Annotated in this window: 16 protein-coding genes; 4 read left to right on the forward strand and 12 right to left on the reverse strand. The window is 50.0% G+C overall.

The annotated features are described in order from the left end of the window. The first annotated feature begins 2 nt into the window (after window positions 1-2). Both FYJ45_RS03015 and FYJ45_RS03020 read left to right on the forward strand, forming a co-directional pair. Window positions 3-1628, forward strand: a complete 1626-nt coding sequence (locus tag FYJ45_RS03015) for a recombinase family protein (protein WP_154463424.1) — start codon at window positions 3-5, stop codon at window positions 1626-1628. 44 nt (window positions 1629-1672) lie between these two features. Beyond that, window positions 1673-2422 (forward strand): nucleoside recognition domain-containing protein, encoded by a 750-nt coding sequence (locus FYJ45_RS03020; protein ID WP_235930526.1) that lies wholly within the window; start codon window positions 1673-1675, stop codon window positions 2420-2422. A gap of 66 nt (window positions 2423-2488) precedes the next feature. Here FYJ45_RS03020 and FYJ45_RS03025 read toward each other — a convergent pair whose 3' ends face one another. The 5 genes from FYJ45_RS03025 to FYJ45_RS03045 form a co-directional block, all read right to left on the reverse strand. After that, window positions 2489-3415: an AraC family transcriptional regulator gene (locus FYJ45_RS03025; RefSeq protein WP_154463425.1), complete on the reverse strand. Its 927-nt coding sequence runs from the start codon at window positions 3413-3415 to the stop codon at window positions 2489-2491. 128 nt (window positions 3416-3543) lie between these two features. After that, on the reverse strand, window positions 3544-3918 hold the full coding sequence (locus tag FYJ45_RS03030) for a hypothetical protein (RefSeq protein ID WP_154463426.1): 375 nt from the start codon (window positions 3916-3918) through the stop codon (window positions 3544-3546). A 16-nt stretch (window positions 3919-3934) separates the two neighbouring features. Next, a complete protein-coding gene (locus tag FYJ45_RS03035; protein ID WP_154463427.1) occupies window positions 3935-4426 on the reverse strand; it encodes a hypothetical protein in 492 nt (163 codons plus the stop codon). Between the two features lie 91 nt (window positions 4427-4517). Beyond that, the gene (locus FYJ45_RS03040; protein ID WP_021636475.1) at window positions 4518-4973 is read right to left on the reverse strand and encodes a hypothetical protein; all 456 of its coding nucleotides are present in this window, start codon (window positions 4971-4973) and stop codon (window positions 4518-4520) included. Further along, window positions 4960-5190 carry a helix-turn-helix transcriptional regulator gene (locus tag FYJ45_RS03045; protein ID WP_025491018.1) on the reverse strand — a complete coding sequence of 77 codons (231 nt, stop codon included), beginning with the start codon at window positions 5188-5190 and terminating at the stop codon, window positions 4960-4962. The genes FYJ45_RS03040 and FYJ45_RS03045 overlap by 14 nt, the downstream gene beginning before the upstream one ends. A 754-nt stretch (window positions 5191-5944) precedes the next feature. Between FYJ45_RS03045 and FYJ45_RS03050 the strand changes: the two genes are divergently transcribed. Further along, window positions 5945-6832: a fructose bisphosphate aldolase gene (locus FYJ45_RS03050; protein WP_021637513.1), complete on the forward strand. Its 888-nt coding sequence runs from the start codon at window positions 5945-5947 to the stop codon at window positions 6830-6832. 136 nt (window positions 6833-6968) lie between these two features. On the opposite strand, the gene FYJ45_RS03055 is transcribed toward FYJ45_RS03050, so the two are convergent. The 7 genes from FYJ45_RS03055 to FYJ45_RS03085 all read right to left on the reverse strand — a co-directional run bounded on the left by FYJ45_RS03055 (window position 6969) and on the right by FYJ45_RS03085 (window position 16390). Next, window positions 6969-10058 (reverse strand): glycoside hydrolase family 2 TIM barrel-domain containing protein, encoded by a 3090-nt coding sequence (locus tag FYJ45_RS03055; RefSeq protein WP_207708384.1) that lies wholly within the window; start codon window positions 10056-10058, stop codon window positions 6969-6971. Between the two features lie 574 nt (window positions 10059-10632). Then, window positions 10633-11025, reverse strand: a complete 393-nt coding sequence (locus FYJ45_RS03060) for a hypothetical protein (RefSeq protein WP_025491014.1) — start codon at window positions 11023-11025, stop codon at window positions 10633-10635. Between the two features lie 5 nt (window positions 11026-11030). Then, window positions 11031-12920, reverse strand: a complete 1890-nt coding sequence (locus FYJ45_RS03065) for an alpha-glucosidase (RefSeq protein ID WP_154463429.1) — start codon at window positions 12918-12920, stop codon at window positions 11031-11033. A 3-nt stretch (window positions 12921-12923) separates the two neighbouring features. Beyond that, window positions 12924-14309: a glycoside-pentoside-hexuronide (GPH):cation symporter gene (locus FYJ45_RS03070; protein ID WP_276891088.1), complete on the reverse strand. Its 1386-nt coding sequence runs from the start codon at window positions 14307-14309 to the stop codon at window positions 12924-12926. A gap of 210 nt (window positions 14310-14519) precedes the next feature. Beyond that, a complete protein-coding gene (locus FYJ45_RS03075) occupies window positions 14520-14705 on the reverse strand; it encodes a hypothetical protein (protein WP_154463430.1) in 186 nt (61 codons plus the stop codon). Between the two features lie 51 nt (window positions 14706-14756). After that, a complete protein-coding gene (locus FYJ45_RS03080) occupies window positions 14757-15284 on the reverse strand; it encodes a PadR family transcriptional regulator (RefSeq protein ID WP_021637523.1) in 528 nt (175 codons plus the stop codon). Between the two features lie 302 nt (window positions 15285-15586). After that, window positions 15587-16390 carry an Rpn family recombination-promoting nuclease/putative transposase gene (locus tag FYJ45_RS03085; protein ID WP_154463431.1) on the reverse strand — a complete coding sequence of 268 codons (804 nt, stop codon included), beginning with the start codon at window positions 16388-16390 and terminating at the stop codon, window positions 15587-15589. Window positions 16391-16698: 308 nt separating this feature from the next. Between FYJ45_RS03085 and carB the strand changes: the two genes are divergently transcribed. After that, window positions 16699-19923 carry a carbamoyl-phosphate synthase large subunit gene (gene carB, locus FYJ45_RS03090; RefSeq protein WP_154463432.1) on the forward strand — a complete coding sequence of 1075 codons (3225 nt, stop codon included), beginning with the start codon at window positions 16699-16701 and terminating at the stop codon, window positions 19921-19923. Window positions 19924-20011 lie beyond the last annotated feature (88 nt).

The following is a 20011-nucleotide window of genomic DNA, read 5'->3' on the forward strand; positions in this document are numbered from 1 at the left end:
CTTTGAGAATCTATATATACAGCCGTAAATCGGTATATACGGGCAAAGGGGAAAGCGTTGAAAACCAGATTGAAATGTGCAGGGAGTATATTTTAACCAAAATCCCCGAATCGAATAATGCGGAAATCGTCGTCTATGAAGACGAGGGCTTTTCTGCAAAGAACACGGACAGACCGCAATTCCAGCAAATGCTCCGTGATATAAAACTGAATAAACCGGAATACGTTGTCTGCTATCGTCTTGACCGTATCAGCCGTAATGTCAGTGACTTTTCTTCTCTGATTGAAGACTTGAACAGCTACAATATTTCATTTATCTGTATCAAAGAAGAATTTGACACCTCAAAGCCTATGGGAAAAGCCATGATGTACATAGCTTCGGTTTTCGCCCAACTGGAAAGAGAAACGATTGCAGAGCGTGTCCGTGACAATATGCTAATGCTGGCTAGGACTGGACGCTGGCTGGGCGGCACTACCCCAACAGGATTTACTTCTGAAAAGATACAGGAAATCATCATTGACGGCAAAATCAAGACTTCCTGCAAGCTAAAGGACAATCCAGAGGAATTGAAAACCATTGACTGTATTCTGGAAAAGTTCTTAGAGCTTCGGAGCATATCCGGCGTAAGCAAATACTTAATCAAGCAGGGGATTAAATCACGTACAGGAAAGATTTTCTCTCTATTAGGCATTAAAGAGATATTACAGAATCCGGTTTACTGTATCGCTGACGAAGACGCATGGGAATACTTCACGGAACATCATTCAGATGTTTGTTTTGAGAAAACCGATTGTTCCAATAAATACGGTCTGCTGGCATACAATAAGCGTGATTACCGAAAGAAAAGTGCCCCAAGACAGGATATGGATAAATGGATTGTCGCAATCGGTAAGCACAAGGGGCGTATTTCCGGTAAAAAGTGGGTAGCAATTCAAAATATCTTAAAAGACAATATCCCCACAGGGAAGAAACCTGCTATCATGCATAATGACTATTCCTTGCTGTCCGGCTTAATCTTCTGTGATAAATGCCAGAGCCGGATGTTCGCAAAGCAGCGGAGCGGCAAAGGCGGCAACCGTGAACTTTACGACTATATTTGTAACAATAAACTGCGTGGCGGCTTAAATTTATGTGACTGTCAAAATCTCAATGGACAGCAGGCGGACGATATTGTTTGTGAATATCTCATGCAGTACACAGACGAGAACTCCGGTATCTACAAACTGCTGGAAAAGCTGAAACGTGATTTACAAGGACAGACACAAAAAAGCCCCGTAGCGGTCATTGATGATAAAATCAAGAAATGTAACAGCGAGATTGACAATCTAATCAACACACTGTCACACGGAAACTTAGGAGCGGCGTTCATTGAACGTGTAAACGCCAGAATCACGGAGCTGGACAAAGAGCTTACTTCCATGAAAGAAGAAAAAGCCCGTCTGCAAAAGGATGTAAACATCATCGCGGACAGGGAAATCCAAGTGGATATGCTGTCCACGGCGTTATCCAGCTTCAAAGACAATTTCCATACGCTGACGATTGAAGAAAAGCGTACCTTAATCAAGCTGATAGTTAAGAAAATTGTCTGGGATGGCAAAGACCTCCATATTTTTATCGACGGCGAGTAGGGAACTGTCAGCCATCTACTCGTCGTATGGAGCAAAGTTGCCGTTTGGATGGTGGCGCATTTCCCACCATGCTGTCCATCATCACGCTTTTCCTCATCGGCGGGGCGGGCGGGCTGACCGGCTCTCTCCTGGGCGCGTGCATCCTGGTGGCGCTCATTGTGCTGGGCGTCCTGATGACCTTCCTCGTCTCCAGGCTGCTTTCCGCCACCATACTGAAGGGCGTCCCCTCTTCCTTCACTCTGGAAATGCCGCCCTACCGCAGGCCCCAGATCCTGAAGGTGATTGTGCGCAGCATTGTTGACCGGACGCTGAAGGTGCTGGGAAGGGCCGTAATCTCCGCCGCGCCCGCCGGGCTGCTCATCTGGGTGCTGGCCAATGTGCCGCTTTCCGGACAGACCACGCTGCTTACGGCGCTCACCGGCTTTCTTGATCCCTTCGCCCGACGGCTTGGCATGGACGGCTGTATCCTCACCGGTTTTCTTCTGGGGCTTCCGGCCAATGAAATCGTAGTGCCCATCATTATTATGACCTATATGGCCAGGGGGAGTCTGCTGGAAGTGGAGGGCGTACAGCTGATGCAGCTATTTACCGCCAACGGCTGGACCTGGATTACGGCGGTAAGCACCCTTCTTTTTTCCCTGATGCACTGGCCCTGCGCCACCACCCTCCTTACGATCCGAAAGGAATCGGGGAGCCTGAAATGGACGCTGCTTTCCTTTCTTGTACCAACTGTTTGCGGAATTATACTCTGCTTCCTGTTCACCACCGCCGCCCGTTTTCTTTTTCCCGCCTGAGGGGACGGTGCTGCTAAAGAAGTCAAAAACGCCTGCCGGAGAAATTGCCGGCAGGCGTTTTTAAGACTATTCCATTTTTTCTTCCCTGTCTGTAATAAGCTTCATCCAGATTTCCATGCTCGTTGTTTCCATGGTATGGCTGGCATAAAGCTCGGCGCAGAAGCCTTCCGTCTGCAGTCCGTGGCCGGGAAGCCATACCCCGTAAACGTAATTCAGCGCCTTGTAAAGAGCATCCGTCACAAGCATCATGAAATTTTCCGCCTCAAAGGAACACACGACATACTCCCCTGCGGGAAGCTCCCACTGCGAATATCCTAAAGCCGCAGCGTCCGGCCGGATTCTTGCGCCCGCAAAATAACGGAAAAACCCTTCCTCACTGCAGGGCAGCGTAACCCCGGCTTCCTCTCCGCTCTCCATAAGGCCCGGTATTTTATCCTTTGCCTCATGCAGGTCGTCCCACAGCTGTCCAAGGGGATCCACTCCGGAGTCGCATCCGATGCCGTCCAGGAAGGCAACCGGCATTTTCTTTTCAAAGCCCGTATATCTGACGGCTTCTTCCTTCTGTTCTCTTTTTACCTCAATGACAATCCCCTCCGTTACCAGGGGAACCCCTTCCCCCACCAATACATAATTCAGGGAAAGCTCCGGTTTGGTCATGCGGTTTAAGGTTGTTGGATTACGGCGGTATTCCTCCGGCGTCATGCCGAAGGTTTCCTTAAACGTCCTGGTGAAATGTTCATGTGAGGTAAAGCCAAGCTCCAGGGCAATATCCAAAATGCGGCTGTCCTTCTGCAGCAGCGCCTCCGTCGCCTTACCCATGCGGCGGAGCTTAATGTACTCACCCACCGGCTTTTTTACCAGCCGCTTAAACAGTCTCTGGTAATAAAAAGGTGACAGTGAGGCCATTTCTGCCAGATTATCTATGGCAAGCTCCTCTCCCAGATGCTTATCAATGTAGTCTACCGTCTGCTGTATCTGTTCCCATGCGTACATTTTTTGTTCCTCCTTTTTTTATTACCATACCATACCTGTACTGCAGCCGCTTGACTGTCTCTGCCCTTTTTGTAATCTGTGGCAGGGGGATTTTTCCAGCGGTTTGTCCAGTTGGCGCAAACAGTATTTTACAGCCTGTCAGATCGGTGTTTTTGCAGCACATACGCCAGGGCAAGGAAGAGCAGCCCTGCGGCAGACAATATCCCGCCGCAGAATAACAGAGGCGTCAGCGTAATCTCCACCGTTCTTCCCAGAATCCGATTGGTCAAGAAACGGGCTGATGATGAAATGGCAAAGGGTATGGCCGCTCCGGTAAGCAGGCCTGCGGCCATGCTGTCCCAGGCCAGCAGGCGGAGCCCTGCAGACCATCCCCTGCAGGCCCAGAATACGGCGGCGGCACCTGCAAAAAGAAACAGGAATGCAACAGCCTTTGCCTGAAAAGAAGTCAACGCGGCATACAGCCGCAGCGGACCGTTTACCGGCAGATAAACGTCGCCAAGCATACCGGCTGCGACCGTCTTAAGACCCGTCTGCTATTATATTAACCTGAATTTCTATCCCATCCTCCAGTACCGTCTTTTGTTCCTCTGTCAGAAGCTCTCCCATTTCCTTTATCACTTCCGAGTAAATACCCTCCTTCAGTTCTTCCACCGTTTTATCCGTCAGAAATATGGCAGCTTCATTTCCGGTCCTTCCGGCTGATTCTGCCATTTCCGCGATTTTTGCAGTCTCTTCCATTACCGCCTCTTCAGCCATGGCATCCAGGAGATCGCCTGTCAGCCTTTGCAGCGCAGCACTGTCCGTAATCCCCTTCTCTATGGCCTCCATCTGTCCATAGGTCACTTCCGGCCAACCCCTGTATACCTCGTCCAGTACTCTGGAGGATACTGCACGCCCCACAATCACGTTATTAATCGTAAATGTACATAACGGCCCGGCGGAAATGCAAAGGCAGAAAAAAATTACCGCCGTCATATACACAAAGCTTCCAAACACTCTGAGCGCCCTCATCTGATTTCTCCTTTCACTTCTTACATGGGAAACACACAAAAGCATCACATCTCAGCCGCCATCCGGCGCAGCATTCTCCTCTCCCCGCAGCCTATCTGCGGCTGAAAAAGAAGTATGCCGCCGCCTTCAGGACAACCGTAAGCCCCAGTATGGTGATTGCCGTATAAAAGGCCGCCATGTTGAATAATGCGGCTGTCACAGTGATAAACAGCAGAGATAACAACAGGATATCCACTATGATCCCTCCGCTTTTATCATGCAGATACTGATTTCTTTCGTCCTGCTCCATGCGCAGCTGTTCCTTTAAAAGCATTCTGTTTTTCAGCAGCTTTTTATTTCGGACAATTCTGTAAGCCACATAAATCAGGCCCCCGAAAAAAACAAAACTGCTGAACTGCTTCGCCAGGCCGGTCATAATCCTGGAATCCCCGCCGCCCAGTTCCGCCACCGTTACCATATAAACCAGCATCGCAGCTAAAACCATCCACAAAATACGGATACGCCATTTAATTTTATCCGTATAGCTTAATTTCTTACAATTCCTCATACTTTTGATCCTCCAGCCTTTTGTTTTCTTCCAGGCAGCACAGCTCCTCCACTGTTACATGAAAAACCTCCGCTATCCGATATGCCAGCATTAAGGACGGGCTGTACTGTTCCTTCTCAATGGATATGATTGTCCTGGCCGAAACGTGAACCAATTCGGCAAGCTGCTGCTGGGTAATCCCGGATGCGGTTCGCAGCTCTTTCACCTTCGTTTTCATTATCAGCCTCCCTTTATTCATATGAAGTATACTTCACGTGAAGTCAACTTCACATTACTATATTTCATAAAATATCTCAAGACATTTTGAAATTCATTGTGAAGGAACCAGGATAAATGCATCAGCGTCGGCGCCGTCCTTCCTGCCATCTGAAGCGGCTGCAATCAACTGTCTTTCTTCCTCTTATTCCTAATAATTTATAAAATCTTTCGTGTTTTTTTTATTTTTTCTTATGAATGTGTACATAGTTTTGTCACATTTGTAGGGTATGATTATAACAAATTGATGGGAACACGGAATTGTGTCAGTCAGGCTTATGGATGCGGTTCTGTTGCTCAATTATATTATAAAAAAAGTGAAGGTCCCGTACTTGCGGGGCCTTCCGCTATTTTTGCGGTTTTGGCGGCAGCTTTGGAGCGGACGCACATCAGTTCTGCCGGAGCCGGACGGCGCCCCGGACATTGGCGGCTTTTGGAATGTCTTGGCGTAAAGGCGTGAACTTACAATTTAGCTCGTCATAAATAATGGAAAATGAATGGGCTTTCGTGCAAAGCGCCTTGAATTTTTTTGTGGAATTTGCTGATATTTTGTGGCGTTTTTGCGGATATGGCAGTATAATATAACTATAGAGAAACTTGTTGATTTTGATTAGCAGTTGTGGTGAAGGACGCATCGGCTGAATATATGCGGATGGCTGATCGTAGAGGCCGGAACGTGAAATTTGCCGGAACTCTGCAGAAAAGGGGGAGCATATATGAATCAGGAACAATTTGAACGGATGCACAAGGGAAACGGTTTTATCGCGGCACTGGATCAGAGCGGCGGGAGCACGCCGAAGGCTCTCCGGCTCTATGGTATTCCGGATGAAGCCTATCACAGCGATAAGGAGATGTTCGACCTTATCCATGAGATGAGGACCAGGATTATGACAAGCCCTGCTTTCACTTCCGAGCATATTCTGGGGGCAATTCTTTTTGAGAACACGATGGAACGGCAGATTGACGGGAAGTTTACCGCAGATTACCTGTGGGAAGAGAAAGGGATTCTGCCGATCCTGAAGGTGGACAAGGGACTTGCGGAGCAGGAATACGGCGTCCGGATGATGAAGCCTATCCACAATCTGGAGGAACTGCTGGAACGGGCGAAGGAAAGGCATATTTTCGGAACGAAAATGCGGTCTGTTATCAAAGCGGCCGATCCTTACGGAATTAAAAAAATCGTGGACCAGCAGTTTGAAATTGGTTGCCGTATTGCCGACGCAGGACTGGTTCCGATTCTTGAGCCTGAGGTGGATATCTTCATTCCCGACAAGGAGGCGGCGGAAAATCTGCTGAAAAAGGAGCTGCTGGCGCATTTAAGCACGCTGGCTCCGGATACGAAGCTGATGTTTAAGCTTTCGATACCCAGTATAGACGATTTTTATGCAGAGCTGATTGACGATCCTCATGTGGTGCGTGTTGTGGCGCTGTCCGGCGGTTACAGCCAGGTGGAAGCCAATCAGCGGCTGGCAAGGAATCACCGGCTGATCGCAAGCTTTTCCAGGGCGCTTACCGCAGGGCTTTTGAAGCAGCAGACGGACGAGGAATTCAATGCGGTGCTGAAACGCTCCATTGATGAGATTTATAAGGCCTCCATGACCTGAGTCCTGAAGGGGCTGCGGCCCAAACAGTATTGAGTCAGCTTGAATGATGTATAATTTCACAGAAACGGCCGCCTGCGGAAGCGCTGATGTTACCATCGCTTCCGGGGCGGCCGTTTTTTACTGCGTTAACGCTTTTTTATTCCGGTTTTACTTTAAATACAAAATGATACGTTCCGTCGCCTTTGATGCGGAATTCTTCATGTGCCCTGGCATTGAGGCTCCAGGTGTCGTCTCCGCCAACGCCGGTCTGGCGGTAATTTATTCTTACCACCGTCTTATCGGAAGGGAGCAGATCCTTCTGATGTGCGGCAAGCTCCATTTCCTCCGGGGTATAGGGAAGGACATTCGCTTCCACCTCCGGGATTCCGGTAAAGGTCAGGCTTGCTCCGCAGCGGCTCATTACGGTAAGCCTTCTGACGCCTGTCATGTTGCCGCATTCCTGAGGCATCAGATAAGGTGCCATGCGATCCGCCACTTTGGAACGGTAGGTTCCTACAAAGGCGGAGCTGTTCCTGTCAATGTAGTTTTCGTGTTCTCCCCTGCCGTGCCATTCAAAACGGTCAAAGCTTTCCGGAAGGGTAAACAGCAGGCCTGCCTCCGGTATATCAGGCAGATTTTCCCCGCCTTTATATGTGTTGTCAAACAGAATGCTGCCATCCGGACGTATGGTGATTTTCGTTTCCATCACTGCCTGGGATGTAGTGGGCAGGATGAATTTCATCTCCACCTCCACAGCCTCGCCGCTAACCTTTCCCTGATTGGTCCATTTGGCGGCATTCGCACCGGCATATCTCCATATCATGGAACGGTAGGACTGTTTGCTTCCACGGTCATTGTCCGTGCTCGCTCTCCAGAAATTGCATTCCAGGGGCGCCTTCAGGTATTCCTTTCCGTCTCTGCGGATGCTGTAGAAGTCTCCGCTTCGTTTGGAAAAACGGTATTCGAAATCACTGCCTGTAATTATCAGGGCGCCGAAATTCTCCGTTACCTTCAGGCTGCTTCCTTCCTTCTTTTCCGTAAGAAGGCTTTCCCTGCTGCCGGTAATAAACTGTCCCTTTGCCACAGCATAGCCGGCTCTGGCCCAGGCCGTATCCTCCTTCAGCTGCGCTTCCATATTCAGGAAGGCCTCCAGACAGGATTTTCCTGCTTCCTTCCATTTTTTTAGTTCCCCGGCAAAAGGAAGGCGTACCTTAACGGTTTCCCCGGGCGCGCATTTAACGTCCACACTTCCCTGAGCGCAGGAAACCTCGTCAAGAACCAGCGTCCACACAAAACGATAAGCGGATAAATCCGTAAACAAGCTCCTGTTGCAGATTGTCACCTCGCCGGTCTCCCAGTCGGCATCAGCAAATTTCATATTCTGATAGCAGATTCTCGTTTCCTTAATCTTGGGAGTTTCCGTCCTGTCCGCAAACATCAGGCCGTTTCCGCAGAAAATCCCATCCGTATAGCCTTCTCCAAAATCACCGCCGTAGCCCAGGTAATCCTTACCATTCTTGTCCTTTGTCAAAATCGCCTGATCCACGAAATCCCAGATAAAGCCGCCCTGAAGCTTAGGATATTTTTCGAAAGCCTCCGTATATTTGATAAGGCTGCCGCAGGAATTTCCCATGGCATGCGCATATTCACAGAGGATAGCGGGCTTCTCCGGATTAGTATCTTCATATTTCACCCATTGCTCCACCGGGGTGTACATGGTGGAAATCATATCCGTCACATCCTCATACCCCTGGCAGTGGCACTGTCCTTCATAATGGACAAGCCTGGTACTGTCATGGGTGCGGAGGAAATCAGCCATTTTACGGAAGTTCGTTCCGCAGAAGGACTCATTTCCCAGGGACCATATGAGCACCGAAGGATGATTTCTGTCCCTGTAATACATATCCGCCACTCTGTCAAGGACCGCTCCCGTCCAGCGGGGATTGCTTCCCGGAAGGATGTCGGGCTGCTCCTCTTCGGGCACGCCGTAGGTCCAGCTGCCGTGGGTTTCCAGATTGGTTTCATCGATTACATAAAGACCATATTCATCACACAGCTCGTACCAATAAGGATGGTTGGGATAATGGGAGGTGCGGACAGCGTTGATATTGTTGCGTTTCATCGCCAGCACGTCCTTAAGCATGGCTTCCCTCGTAATGGCCCTTCCGAATTCAGCGCCGAACTCATGCCTGTTTGCGCCCTTGAAAACAATCCTCTTGTTATTCAGCATCATCAGGCCGTCCTTTAATTCAAAGGTACGGAATCCGCAGCGTGCCGCCAGAATTGTTTCCTCTCCTTCATTCTCCAGATACAGCACTACAGTATAAAGCACAGGAGATTCCGCACTCCACTGCCAGGGTGTCTCCACCTGCAGGGAAAATGCTGCTTTTCCGTCCTTTACCTCTGTCTCGGGAGAATCCAGCAGCTGTCTGCCCCTGGGACTGTAAAGCTCCAGCCGTACCCTGCAGCCGTCCGCCTTCCCTTCCAGCGCCGCTTCCACATTCAGGATACCGTCCTGGTAATTCTCATCCAGCAGGGCATCCACTTTCCAGTCACCAATATGTACTTCAGGCAGGGTATACAGGGCCACATCCCTGAAAATACCGGACAGACGCCAGAAATCCTGATCCTCCAGCCAGCTGCCGTCACACCAGCGCAGCACCTTCACCACCAGCTGGTTTTCCCCGTCAACCGCATAATCCGTAATATCATACTCCGCGGGAGTAAAAGAACCCTCGCTGTAGCCCACAAAACTTCCGTTCACATACACCTCGCCGCAGGATTCAATGCCTTCAAAACGAAGATACATCCTCTCTCCGTCTGTTTTCTCTGCAAAAAAGGAACGTTCATAAATCCCCACCGGGTTATAAACTCTGGGGATTTCCGGCGGCATGATATCTTCCGTCATTTCCCAGGGATACTTTACATTCACGTACTGCGGATAATCATACCCCTCCATCTGCCAGTTTGCCGGCACCCGGATATGTCCCCAGTTATGTGTATCCATTACCATTTCCAACCCTTCCGGATATGCGGCGTTGCACTGATCCGGATTCTCAAAATAACGAAACTTCCAGATTCCGTTCAAATCTGTCACCCTTCTGGCAGTCTTATTCCATGAAAGGGCATCCTCCAGAGAAGGAAAAGGGATAATGTCACTGTGAGGCGCTCTCTTATTGATCCGGAAACACTCCGGATTCTGCTCCCAGGGCATAAACCCGTTTTCTTGTAAAAGCTTGCTGTTCATCGTAAATATTTCCTCCATTTTTTTATATGCTGCAGTATGAAGCCTTCCCTAAAGGAAAACTTCATACACACATATCCTTATATTAAATAATAAAAGATCCTAAACCATTTGAAAATGTAAAATCTTGCAGTTTATTTGTCTTTTTCTGACCGGTTTCCATTTATGTGGAGAGATGCCAAACGTCCCGGTTCCGGTTCCATCCGCCCTTTGTCCGCGCAGGCTGCGGCCGGGCTTCCTTTTCCCGGGCCGGCGGGGCGTGTTTTCGGCTCCATTGGAAAAAACGGAGATGTTTCTTACCGCTTCCCCAGGGCCGGGCTTCTGCCGCCCTTAGCGGCCTGTCTGACGACGCAGCAGGCCTCAAAACCTTTTCACGCGCCGCAGCTTCCAGGGCCGCTGCGGAGGAGTTTTGGCCGCGTTGGCAGATGCCCGGTATAGGGGAACGGTTAGAAACACCCCGTTTTTGAGACTGGAACCGAAAACACGCCCCGCCGGACCGGGAAAAGGAAGCCCGGCCGCAGCCTGCGCGGACAAAGGGCGGATGGAACCGGAACCGGGACGTTTCCCCCTCCCCCGCTCAACGGACCAGAGTTCTTTCGTTGATGATTTCTACTATGATGACGATAATTCCCACCATGACGGGAAGCAGAATCAGCGGGGCATAGCCGGTGGTGAGGATAAGGCCGGCTACCGCCAGGCAATAAAGGAAGTACATGGCCAGGGGAATGCGTAAAAGGTGGTGCCATTGGCGGCGCATTCCCCGGATGCAGAGAAGGAAGCAGGCCAAAAGCAGCACGGCTATTATGAGAAAATAAGCTGCAATCCATACGGCCGGCAGGATGGCGTCTGTAAAATAGGCGCTTTGCTTACCAGTGAAAAGGCGGACGCTTTCCAACGCGATAAATAAAAAGGAAAGGAGTAATATCACCGGGCTGGAGACATTGCTTTTCTTATCCATATGCTTATCCATGTCCGTCACCTTCCTTCCGGCGCTTTGGCGGAACCCTTACCGCAAACGGCAGCTTCCTTTTTAAAGCGGTAAAGGCAGGCCTCATAGGGCTGCATCCTGCTCTCTATCCGGCTATAGTTGGAAAGCAAGGGGCAAAAGCCCTTCGGGCGGGGCGGGCGCTTTCTCTGCTTTTCGCTGAGATTACATTCCACATAAAAAGCCTCGTTGCCCAGTTCACGGAACCAGGCGAAGAAATTTTTCTTCTCCTTATGGACAATCCTGACTTCCCCGTAAACAAGCGCGGGATATTTTTTCCGCAGGGCTATCAGTTTTTTATAAAAATAATAAATGGATTCTCTGTCGTTTTTCTGACGGCATACCTCCTGCCAGTCCATCATGAGCCTGGCATGATCGCGGGTCCCTGCAAGGATCCGGCGCAGTGCCTCCTCTTCGCCCATGGTGCGGCAGAATTCTTCATACAGGTTCCGGCTCTCCACATCCTGAATCTGTGATATATCCGTAAACGACCCGTTGATTGCTCCCAGCTCCTGCCCCTGATAGATAAAAGGCGTTCCCCGCAGCGTAAACTGGATCATTCCCAGAAGCTTGCCGATGGCAAAGCGGTACTCCGGGTCTTCGTTTATTTTGGATATCATCCGGGGATTGTCATGGTTTTCGAAAAAGAGCGACATCCAGCAGCCGTTTCCATAACCCTCCATCCATTCCGTATAGTACTGCTTCAGGTAGTTCAGATCGTAGCGATAGTCGTCAAAACGGGTATGTCCCGGCGTTTCCAGATGATCAAAGGAGAAAATCATGTCCAGCTCATGCCTGTCCTCCCCGGTAAGAAGCCTGGCCATCTGCATTCCCACCCCCGGTGTCTCTCCCACGGAAAAAGCGTCGGTAGTGTCAAACGCCTTACAGCGCAGCTCCCGCAGATAATCATGAAGATGGGGGCCGTAAAAATAATGCTCAATTCCCACATAGCCCATCATTTTTCTCACGCTTTCATTGCCGTAGGGAAGCCCTTCCTCCTTGGAAATATAGTTGATAACATCCAGACGGAAGCCGTCCACGCCCTTTTCCAGCCACCATTTTACCATGGAAATGATTTCGGAGCGCAGCCGGGGATTATCCCAGTTTAAATCCATCTGTTTTTTGGAAAAAAGATGCAGCGCCCATTCGTCATTCTGCGGAATATAGCGCCAGGCATCCCCGTATTTTCCCTGGCCGAAAAAGGACGTCCAGTTATTCGGCTCTCTCCCGTCCTCATTTTCCCGGAAAATATAGTAATCATGGCAGGGGCCGTAAGGATCCCTTACCGCCTCCCGGAACCATTCGTGCTCGTCTGAGGTATGGTTAACCACCAAATCCATAATCAGCCGCATCCCCCTCTGGTGCAGACCGGAAAGCAGGGCGTCAAACTCCTCCATGGTGCCGAATTCCTTCATTATCTTATGATAATCCCGGATATCATAGCCGTTGTCGTCGTTGGGCGAATCATAGATCGGCGACAGCCAGACAGCGTCCGCCCCCAGCGTATGCAGGTAATCCAGTTTTCCGATAATTCCCTTCAAATCACCGATTCCGTCGCCGTTCGTATCACAGAAGCTGCGGGGATAGATCTGGTAAAAAACGGCTTCCTTCCACCACTTTTTAATAAGCTCCCCATCGCCCCCGTCCGGGCGGTCCTGTTCGCTGTTGAGCAGATGCAGAAAGGTCTGCCAGAAAGCATCATCCAGCATTTTTTTCGTCAGTACGGACAGGGCCTGCAGGGACAGGGATCCGGTCAGCCGGCTGGTAAGAAGCTTATCCTGCATACCTGCCTGCAGAAGGATCTTTTTCAGGATGTCGTGTCCGACGGGGTGGGCATATACCTCTCTCAAGCTGCTTTTCATTGTAATTTCGTGATACATGGTTCACTCTCCTTCCCCGATTCTGAGATCGCCTCTCTCCTTTAAGTCCTTCAGAATCTGTTCATAAAGCTTTCGGTCAATTTTATACTTTTTCAGGTAAAGCAGGAAACCCGCCACAATGCAAATCAGCGGGAAAACCATCATGGCCGTTTTCATCATCAGCAGGCCTTCGGCCGTTACATCCGCCGCGCTCTGCGCCTCCTTGATGCCGGACAGGATGACCGTGGCGCTTACCACGCCGGAGGAAACCGCGCCGCCCATTTTATTGATAAACGGCTGGAGTGAGAAGGTGACGCTGTCATTTCTGCGTCCCGATTTCCAGAACCCGTATTCCACCGTATCCGCCAGAAACATGAGCATCATCAGCTGGATAAATGCCTGCCCCACGAAGAGCAGAACGCCGGCGATTCCGATAAAGAGCATGGTATCAAGCGGCGCAAAGAAAAAGATGAGATAGCCGGCCACCACCAGTGCGGTGGCAAAGGCATAGAGCGTCTTCCGCTCGAAGAACCTGCTGATCCAGGGGAACACCACCAGCGCGGCGATCTGGGAAACGCCAAGAATCAGCGCAAAAACAGAATACATCCCCTCATCCCCATAGGCATATTTGAAAAAATAAAGGCCGAAACTGGTGGTTGTGGTATAGCCAATCATGAACAGCGCCATGGAAATTGCTGTGTAAAGAAGCTGGTCGTTTTTGAAAATTACCTGCAGCAGCTCCCGCAGGCTGGTATGCTTATTTTTCACCACCAGCTCCCTTGGCTCACGCACTCCGACAAGAGTGACGCACTGGCCCGCCCACATCACGGCCACCACCAGGAATGAAAAGGCAAAGTAGCCCTTTTGCATGCTTCCCAGGGCATTTCCAAAGGCAGTGGTAATAGGCACAATCCCCGCAACCACGAAAAACAGGCCTATATTGGCGCAAATCCTGGCAACGGATCCGATTTGCTCCCGTTCCTTCTGCTCCAGGCTCAGGGAAGGCAGCATGGACCAGTAGGAAATGTCATTCGCAGTATAGGCCAGCCCCCAGGCCACATAAATCAGGGCAAATACGGCGATATAGGCCGCTCCCTGCAGTCCGAAATCCGTAAAGAGCAGGACGGTCAGCATTCCTGAAAGTAATGCGCCCAGTGCGATCCAGGGCTTGAATTTCCCATATTTTGTGTCCGTATTATCCACAATCACGCCCATAATCGGATCGTTTAACGCATCAAAAATACGGGCACAAAGAACGATTGCCGTGATCCACCAAAGTGTGGATGTGGGCAGTTCAATAATGTCCGTAAGATAATAAATCAGATACATGCTCACCATGGAATAGACCATATCCCTGCCTATGGTCCCTAATCCAAAGGTATACTTGTTGCGTTTCCCATTTTGCTTCACGTAAGCCCCTCCCTTTTGCGCACCCGACGTTCTTCCTGCTTTTGCCGCGCTCCTGCACTGCCCGCGGAAATGACGAGCCGGTATTACCGCCGGCTCGTCCGCCCTCTTTAGCTGTTATCTTTATTATGCCCCAGTACGGCGCCAGTTGCAACCGATTCCTGCAGTAACTGTGAAGGGACTGAACAATTACATTTGATTTTGCAGCATGGTCTACGGCCGCCCGGCATCACCTATTTTTCCGCTGTAGCTTCCTGCTGCCGGCTCCTCTAAAGGAAGCCAGACCAGAATCCGTTTGATATAACGGTTCCAGAAATCCCATTCGTGGACTCCGGGTCCTACCTCATAGATCACAGGCAGCCCTTTTTCACGAAGAATGCCATTACTTCTCCTCTCCATCCGCTGATGCGGACCTGCACGTTTTTTACGCCGCTTCTTATCACAGCGGCTTCATTTTTTCTTCAGATACTCCTTTTCAAAGCCGGTAAGCCAGCGCTCCATTGCCTCCGTCATTTCCAGCTGCTGCTGCAGTATGGTCCGCCCTGTCAGCGGAATATGCTGTCTTTCACCGCTTTTTACCTCGATGGTTTCCTTCAGATCGCTGATTCCGTCATGTATTCCTTCCAGAAGCTCCTTTCTCTTTTCCTCCGGCATAAAATCCAGGTTCATGATCACCGCATTGAAATTCAGGAAAATACTCACGGTTTCCCGCGCTGTTTTTTCCATCAGGTCCATAAAAAAATGTTCGCCCTCTGGCGTTATCCGGTAGACGCTTTTCTCCGGCATATTTCCCTCCCGGACAAGCTCCGCCTCCAGATATCCCTTCTCCTCCAGCTGGATAACCTTCTTGTATATGGAAGGCGTGCTGATTTTTACCCAGCGGGATATGTTCCTGTACTCTACATTTTTCTGGAGCTCATAAGCGCTTTGCGGCTGCTGCTTAATCATTCCCAGAACTATCAGATCTATGGCTGCCATGTAACACCTCCTTATCCTATAAATTAGTGTAGTATATTTTATATCATATGTCGACTATTGAAGTGGAAATCCGTATGCTGTTGCCTGAATATAGAAATGAAAGACGTAATAATTATAAAAGGCTAAAACTGACCTTAAAAAGGAAAAAATATTTCCCGCCCGGCAGGCCGTTATCTGAATTTATTATATATTGGAAAATTTGAAATCAGGCACATAAAATACCTGAACAGACCGGCAGTATAATCCCCGGTCCGATAAAGACGCTGCCCGGACGGGCAGCTGAGAAGAATAGAATTATTGAATTATATATGATATTCCCTGAACAGCTCTTCCCGCAGCTTTTCATCTGTTTCCAGCAACGGGATTTCATCGCTCCGGTTATCCTGAAGCATGGCGCGCACCAAAGCCAGCATCCTTTTTTCACCGGCAAACTGCCCTTCCTCACGTTCCTTAGAAAGCAGCTCCTCAAACTTCATATACCTCGCCCTCCATTCCCGGCTTGCCTTCAGTTCCTTCACCTTCCGGTGAATCCTGTCAAGCTTCCGATCATTGTACAATGCCGCACATTCATCCGTAGTATTTTCCACATAGGCCAGAAAATGCAGCAGTTCCTCTGATACATCCTTTTTTGTCCGTCCCCTGGTATTCAGAAATATCTTTTTCGTTCCGTCTCCCAGGCTGTTTCCTGTTTCCGTGCAGGTATTTTCAAAACGATAACGATACAGTCCCTCGTCAAAAGGATCAAAGGTACACAGAAATATAACATAGCTTAATCCCAGCAGATCCACATCATCCCCCGGCTTCAGAGCGGCTACGTCCATCTGGGACTGGTAATACCGGCTGCGCTTTGGCAGACTTTCACCGCCATTCTCCATTTCCAGATCGTACTCTACCTCCAGGCAGTCCCTGGCATAAACATCAAGACGCACGCTCCTGAAATCGGAACTGAATAAAATACTCTGTTCACTCTGCACATTCACCGCTTCCACAGGTTCTCCTGTCAATATCTCCAGCACCAGCCGGCAGACCTCTGCGTCATTCATCACCGCTGCGAACAGGAAGGCATTGCTCAGATTTAACTTCTGAAACTTATCTCTTGCTTTCATCTTTACTCCTGACTGATAACAGAAGCCGTCAGGAAATATTCTTTTCCTGATTTTCAGTATAATAAAACATTATTGTTTTAGCAACTATTTTTTATCACTTTATTTTCTTTTTATAATTCATAAAAAATATGATTTGCCTTTTGGCGATTTTCCTATATAATATACTGCAAAGGGAAATTACTGCAGAACGGGCGGAAGGGATCAGATGGTTCTTTCCATTTCGGTTTGCGTACAGATGCGTAAAAGCTGGCGCCGTTTTCCCGCCTGATACTAGGGCTGCGGATTTTCTGCAGCAGAATGGAGGAAATATGTCACAAAGAACAGACATTCACAAAGTACTTATCATCGGTTCCGGTCCGATCATCATCGGTCAGGCCTGCGAATTTGACTATTCCGGAACCCAGGCATGTAAAGCACTCAAGAAACTGGGTTATGAAATCGTACTCGTTAATTCCAATCCTGCAACCATTATGACCGATCCGGAAACAGCCGATGTTACTTACATCGAACCGCTGAATGTGGAACGGCTGGAGCAGATTATCGCCAAGGAAAGGCCCGACGCCCTGCTGCCCAACCTGGGCGGACAGTCCGGACTGAACCTGTGCGCGGAGCTGAACAAAGCCGGCGTTCTGGAAAAATATAACGTTCAGGTTATCGGCGTCCAGGTGGATGCCATCGAACGCGGCGAAGATCGTATCGAATTCAAAAAAGCCATGAACGAGCTGGGCATTGAAATGGCCCGCAGCGAGGTTGCCTACAGCGTGGAAGAGGCGCTGTCCATTGCGGATCGTCTTGGCTATCCCGTAGTACTCCGTCCCGCTTATACCATGGGCGGCGCAGGCGGCGGACTCGTTTACAACGTGGACGAGCTGAAAACAGTATGCGCAAGAGGCCTCCAGGCAAGCCTGGTGGGACAGGTTCTTGTGGAAGAATCCATTCTCGGCTGGGAAGAGCTGGAGCTGGAAATTGTCAGGGACTGTGAAAACAACATGATCACCGTCTGCTTTATTGAGAATATCGATCCCCTCGGCGTGCATACCGGCGATTCTTTCTGTTCCGCCCCTATGCTCACCATTTCTGAGGAATGTCAGAAGCGTCTGCAGGAGCAGGCTTATAAAATCGTTGAAAGCGTTCAGGTTATCGGCGGCACCAACGTACAGTTTGCCCATGATCCGGAAACCGACCGCATCGTTGTTATCGAAATCAATCCCCGTACCTCCCGTTCCTCCGCTCTGGCTTCCAAGGCTACCGGCTTCCCTATCGCCCTCGTTTCAGCCATGCTGGCCTGCGGCCTCACCCTGAAGGACATCCCCTGCGGAAAATACGGGACTCTGGACAAATATGTGCCTGACGGAGACTATGTGGTAATCAAGTTCGCCCGCTGGGCCTTTGAAAAATTCAAAGGCGTAGAAGACAAGCTGGGTACGCAGATGCGTGCGGTAGGCGAAGTCATGAGCATCGGCAAGAACTACAAGGAAGCCTTCCAGAAAGCCATCCGCAGCCTGGAAACCGGCCGCTACGGCCTGGGCCATGCGAAGGATTTTGACAGCAAAACAAAGGAACAGCTCCTCTCCATGCTGATTACGCCCTCCAGTGAACGTCATTTTATCATGTATGAAGCGCTCCGCAAGGGTGCCACCATTGATGAAATCCATGACATTACCAAGGTAAAAACCTACTTTATACAGCAGATGAAGGAACTGGTGGAAGAAGAAGAGGCGCTCGCCGCCCATAAAGGCGGCCTTCCTGCCGATGACCGCCTGATTGCTGCAAAGAAGGATGGCTTCTCCGACAAATACTTAAGCCAGATCCTTGAAATCCCGGAAGACGATATCCGGAACCGCCGTATTGCGCTGGGTGTGGAGGAAGCCTGGGAAGGCGTCCATGTAAGCGGCACTCCCGACAGCGCCTACTACTACTCCACCTACAACGCGGAGGATAAGAATCCCATCTCCAACGACAAACCCAAGGTTATGATTCTCGGCGGCGGCCCCAACCGTATCGGACAGGGCATCGAATTCGACTACTGCTGCGTTCATGCCTCACTGGCCCTGAAAAAGCTGGGCTTTGAAACCATCATCGTTAACTGTAACCCGGAAACTGTTTCCACCGACTACGACACCTCCGACAAGCTGTATTTTGAACCGCTGACCCTGGAGGATGTACTGAGTATCTATAAAAAGGAAAAACCGGTGGGCGTTATCGCACAGTTCGGCGGACAGACGCCTCTGAATCTTGCAAATGAACTGGAAAAGAACGGTGTGAAAATTCTCGGCACCTCCCCTTCCGTTATCGATCTGGCGGAGGATCGCGACCTGTTCCGCGCCATGATGGAAAAACTGGAAATCCCCATGCCGGAGTCAGGAATGGCAACCACCGTGGAGGAAGCGCTTGAGATTGCCAACCGGATTGGCTATCCTGTAATGGTCCGCCCTTCCTATGTTTTAGGTGGACGCGGCATGGAAGTGGTTTACGATGATGAAAGCATGGCGGGCTATATGAAGGCCGCAGTCGGCGTTACTCCCGACCGCCCTATCCTCATCGACCGTTTCCTGAATCATGCCATGGAATGTGAAGCGGATGCCATCAGCGATGGGACACATGCCTTTGTTCCTGCGGTTATGGAGCATATTGAGCTGGCAGGCGTGCATTCCGGAGACTCTGCCTGCATTATCCCTTCCGTACACATTTCCGAGGAAAATGTGAAAACAATCAAGGATTATACAAGAAGGATTGCGGAAGAAATGCATGTAAAAGGCCTGATGAACATGCAGTATGCCATCGAAAACGGCAGAGTTTATGTGCTGGAGGCCAATCCCCGCGCATCCCGTACCGTGCCGTTAGTATCCAAGGTATGCAATATCCGTATGGTGCCCCTTGCCATTGATATCATCACTGCAGAGCTTACCGGCAAGCCCTCCCCCATTTCCGGATTGAAGGAGCAGCATATCCCTTACTACGGTGTAAAGGAAGCGGTATTCCCCTTCAATATGTTCCCGGAGGTCGATCCGGTTCTCGGACCGGAAATGCGCTCCACCGGCGAAGTTTTAGGCCTGTCCACCTACTATGGAGAAGCGTTCTATAAAGCGCAGGAAGCAACCCAGTCCCGTCTTCCCCTGGAAGGCACCGTCCTGATTTCCGTAAACAGAAAGGACAAGGCCGAGGTGGTTGAGGTAGCAAAGGCATTTGCTGAAGCAGGCTTTAAAATCATCGCAACGGAAAACACCTGCAATCTCATCAGAGAAGCAGGCATCGAAGCGGAAAGGGTTAACAAGCTTTATGAGGGCAGGCCGAATATCCTCGACCTCATCACCAACGGAAAAATCCAGCTGGTTGTAAACTCTCCTGTCGGCAAGGAAAGCATGCATGACGACAGCTATTTAAGGAAGGCCGCCATTAAAGCAAAAATTCCTTACATGACCACCATTGCCGCCGCACGCGCTACCGCAAAGGGAATCAAGTATGTGAAGGAACACGGCAACGGAGAAGTAAAATCCATTCAGGAGCTGCACAGTGAAATCAGCAGCAAATAATGGTAACAGCTTCTGACAAAAAGTATCTGTACCGTTTTAATACAGTTAACTAAAAGTGCAACAAGGCCGCGGCTGGGGTAAGCCGCGG

Origin of the sequence: Eisenbergiella porci, assembly GCF_009696275.1 — a bacterium.
GTDB classification, from domain to species: Bacteria; Bacillota; Clostridia; order Lachnospirales; family Lachnospiraceae; genus Eisenbergiella; species Eisenbergiella porci.

Excerpts from the sequence above, each read along its gene's own strand:
- FYJ45_RS03025 (WP_154463425.1), bottom strand. The coding sequence starts at position 3,415 with ATGTACGCATGGGAACAGATACAGCAGACGGTAGACTACATTGATAAG.
- FYJ45_RS03030 (WP_154463426.1), bottom strand. The coding sequence starts at position 3,918 with ATGCTTGGCGACGTTTATCTGCCGGTAAACGGTCCGCTGCGGCTGTAT.
- FYJ45_RS03035 (WP_154463427.1), bottom strand. The coding sequence starts at position 4,426 with ATGAGGGCGCTCAGAGTGTTTGGAAGCTTTGTGTATATGACGGCGGTA.
- FYJ45_RS03040 (WP_021636475.1), bottom strand. The coding sequence starts at position 4,973 with ATGAGGAATTGTAAGAAATTAAGCTATACGGATAAAATTAAATGGCGT.
- FYJ45_RS03045 (WP_025491018.1), bottom strand. The coding sequence starts at position 5,190 with ATGAAAACGAAGGTGAAAGAGCTGCGAACCGCATCCGGGATTACCCAG.
- FYJ45_RS03050 (WP_021637513.1), top strand. The coding sequence starts at position 5,945 with ATGAATCAGGAACAATTTGAACGGATGCACAAGGGAAACGGTTTTATC.
- FYJ45_RS03055 (WP_207708384.1), bottom strand. The coding sequence starts at position 10,058 with ATGAACAGCAAGCTTTTACAAGAAAACGGGTTTATGCCCTGGGAGCAG.
- FYJ45_RS03060 (WP_025491014.1), bottom strand. The coding sequence starts at position 11,025 with ATGGATAAGCATATGGATAAGAAAAGCAATGTCTCCAGCCCGGTGATA.
- FYJ45_RS03065 (WP_154463429.1), bottom strand. The coding sequence starts at position 12,920 with ATGTATCACGAAATTACAATGAAAAGCAGCTTGAGAGAGGTATATGCC.
- FYJ45_RS03075 (WP_154463430.1), bottom strand. The coding sequence starts at position 14,705 with ATGGAGAGGAGAAGTAATGGCATTCTTCGTGAAAAAGGGCTGCCTGTG.
- FYJ45_RS03080 (WP_021637523.1), bottom strand. The coding sequence starts at position 15,284 with ATGGCAGCCATAGATCTGATAGTTCTGGGAATGATTAAGCAGCAGCCG.
- FYJ45_RS03085 (WP_154463431.1), bottom strand. The coding sequence starts at position 16,390 with ATGAAAGCAAGAGATAAGTTTCAGAAGTTAAATCTGAGCAATGCCTTC.
- carB (WP_154463432.1), top strand. The coding sequence starts at position 16,699 with ATGTCACAAAGAACAGACATTCACAAAGTACTTATCATCGGTTCCGGT.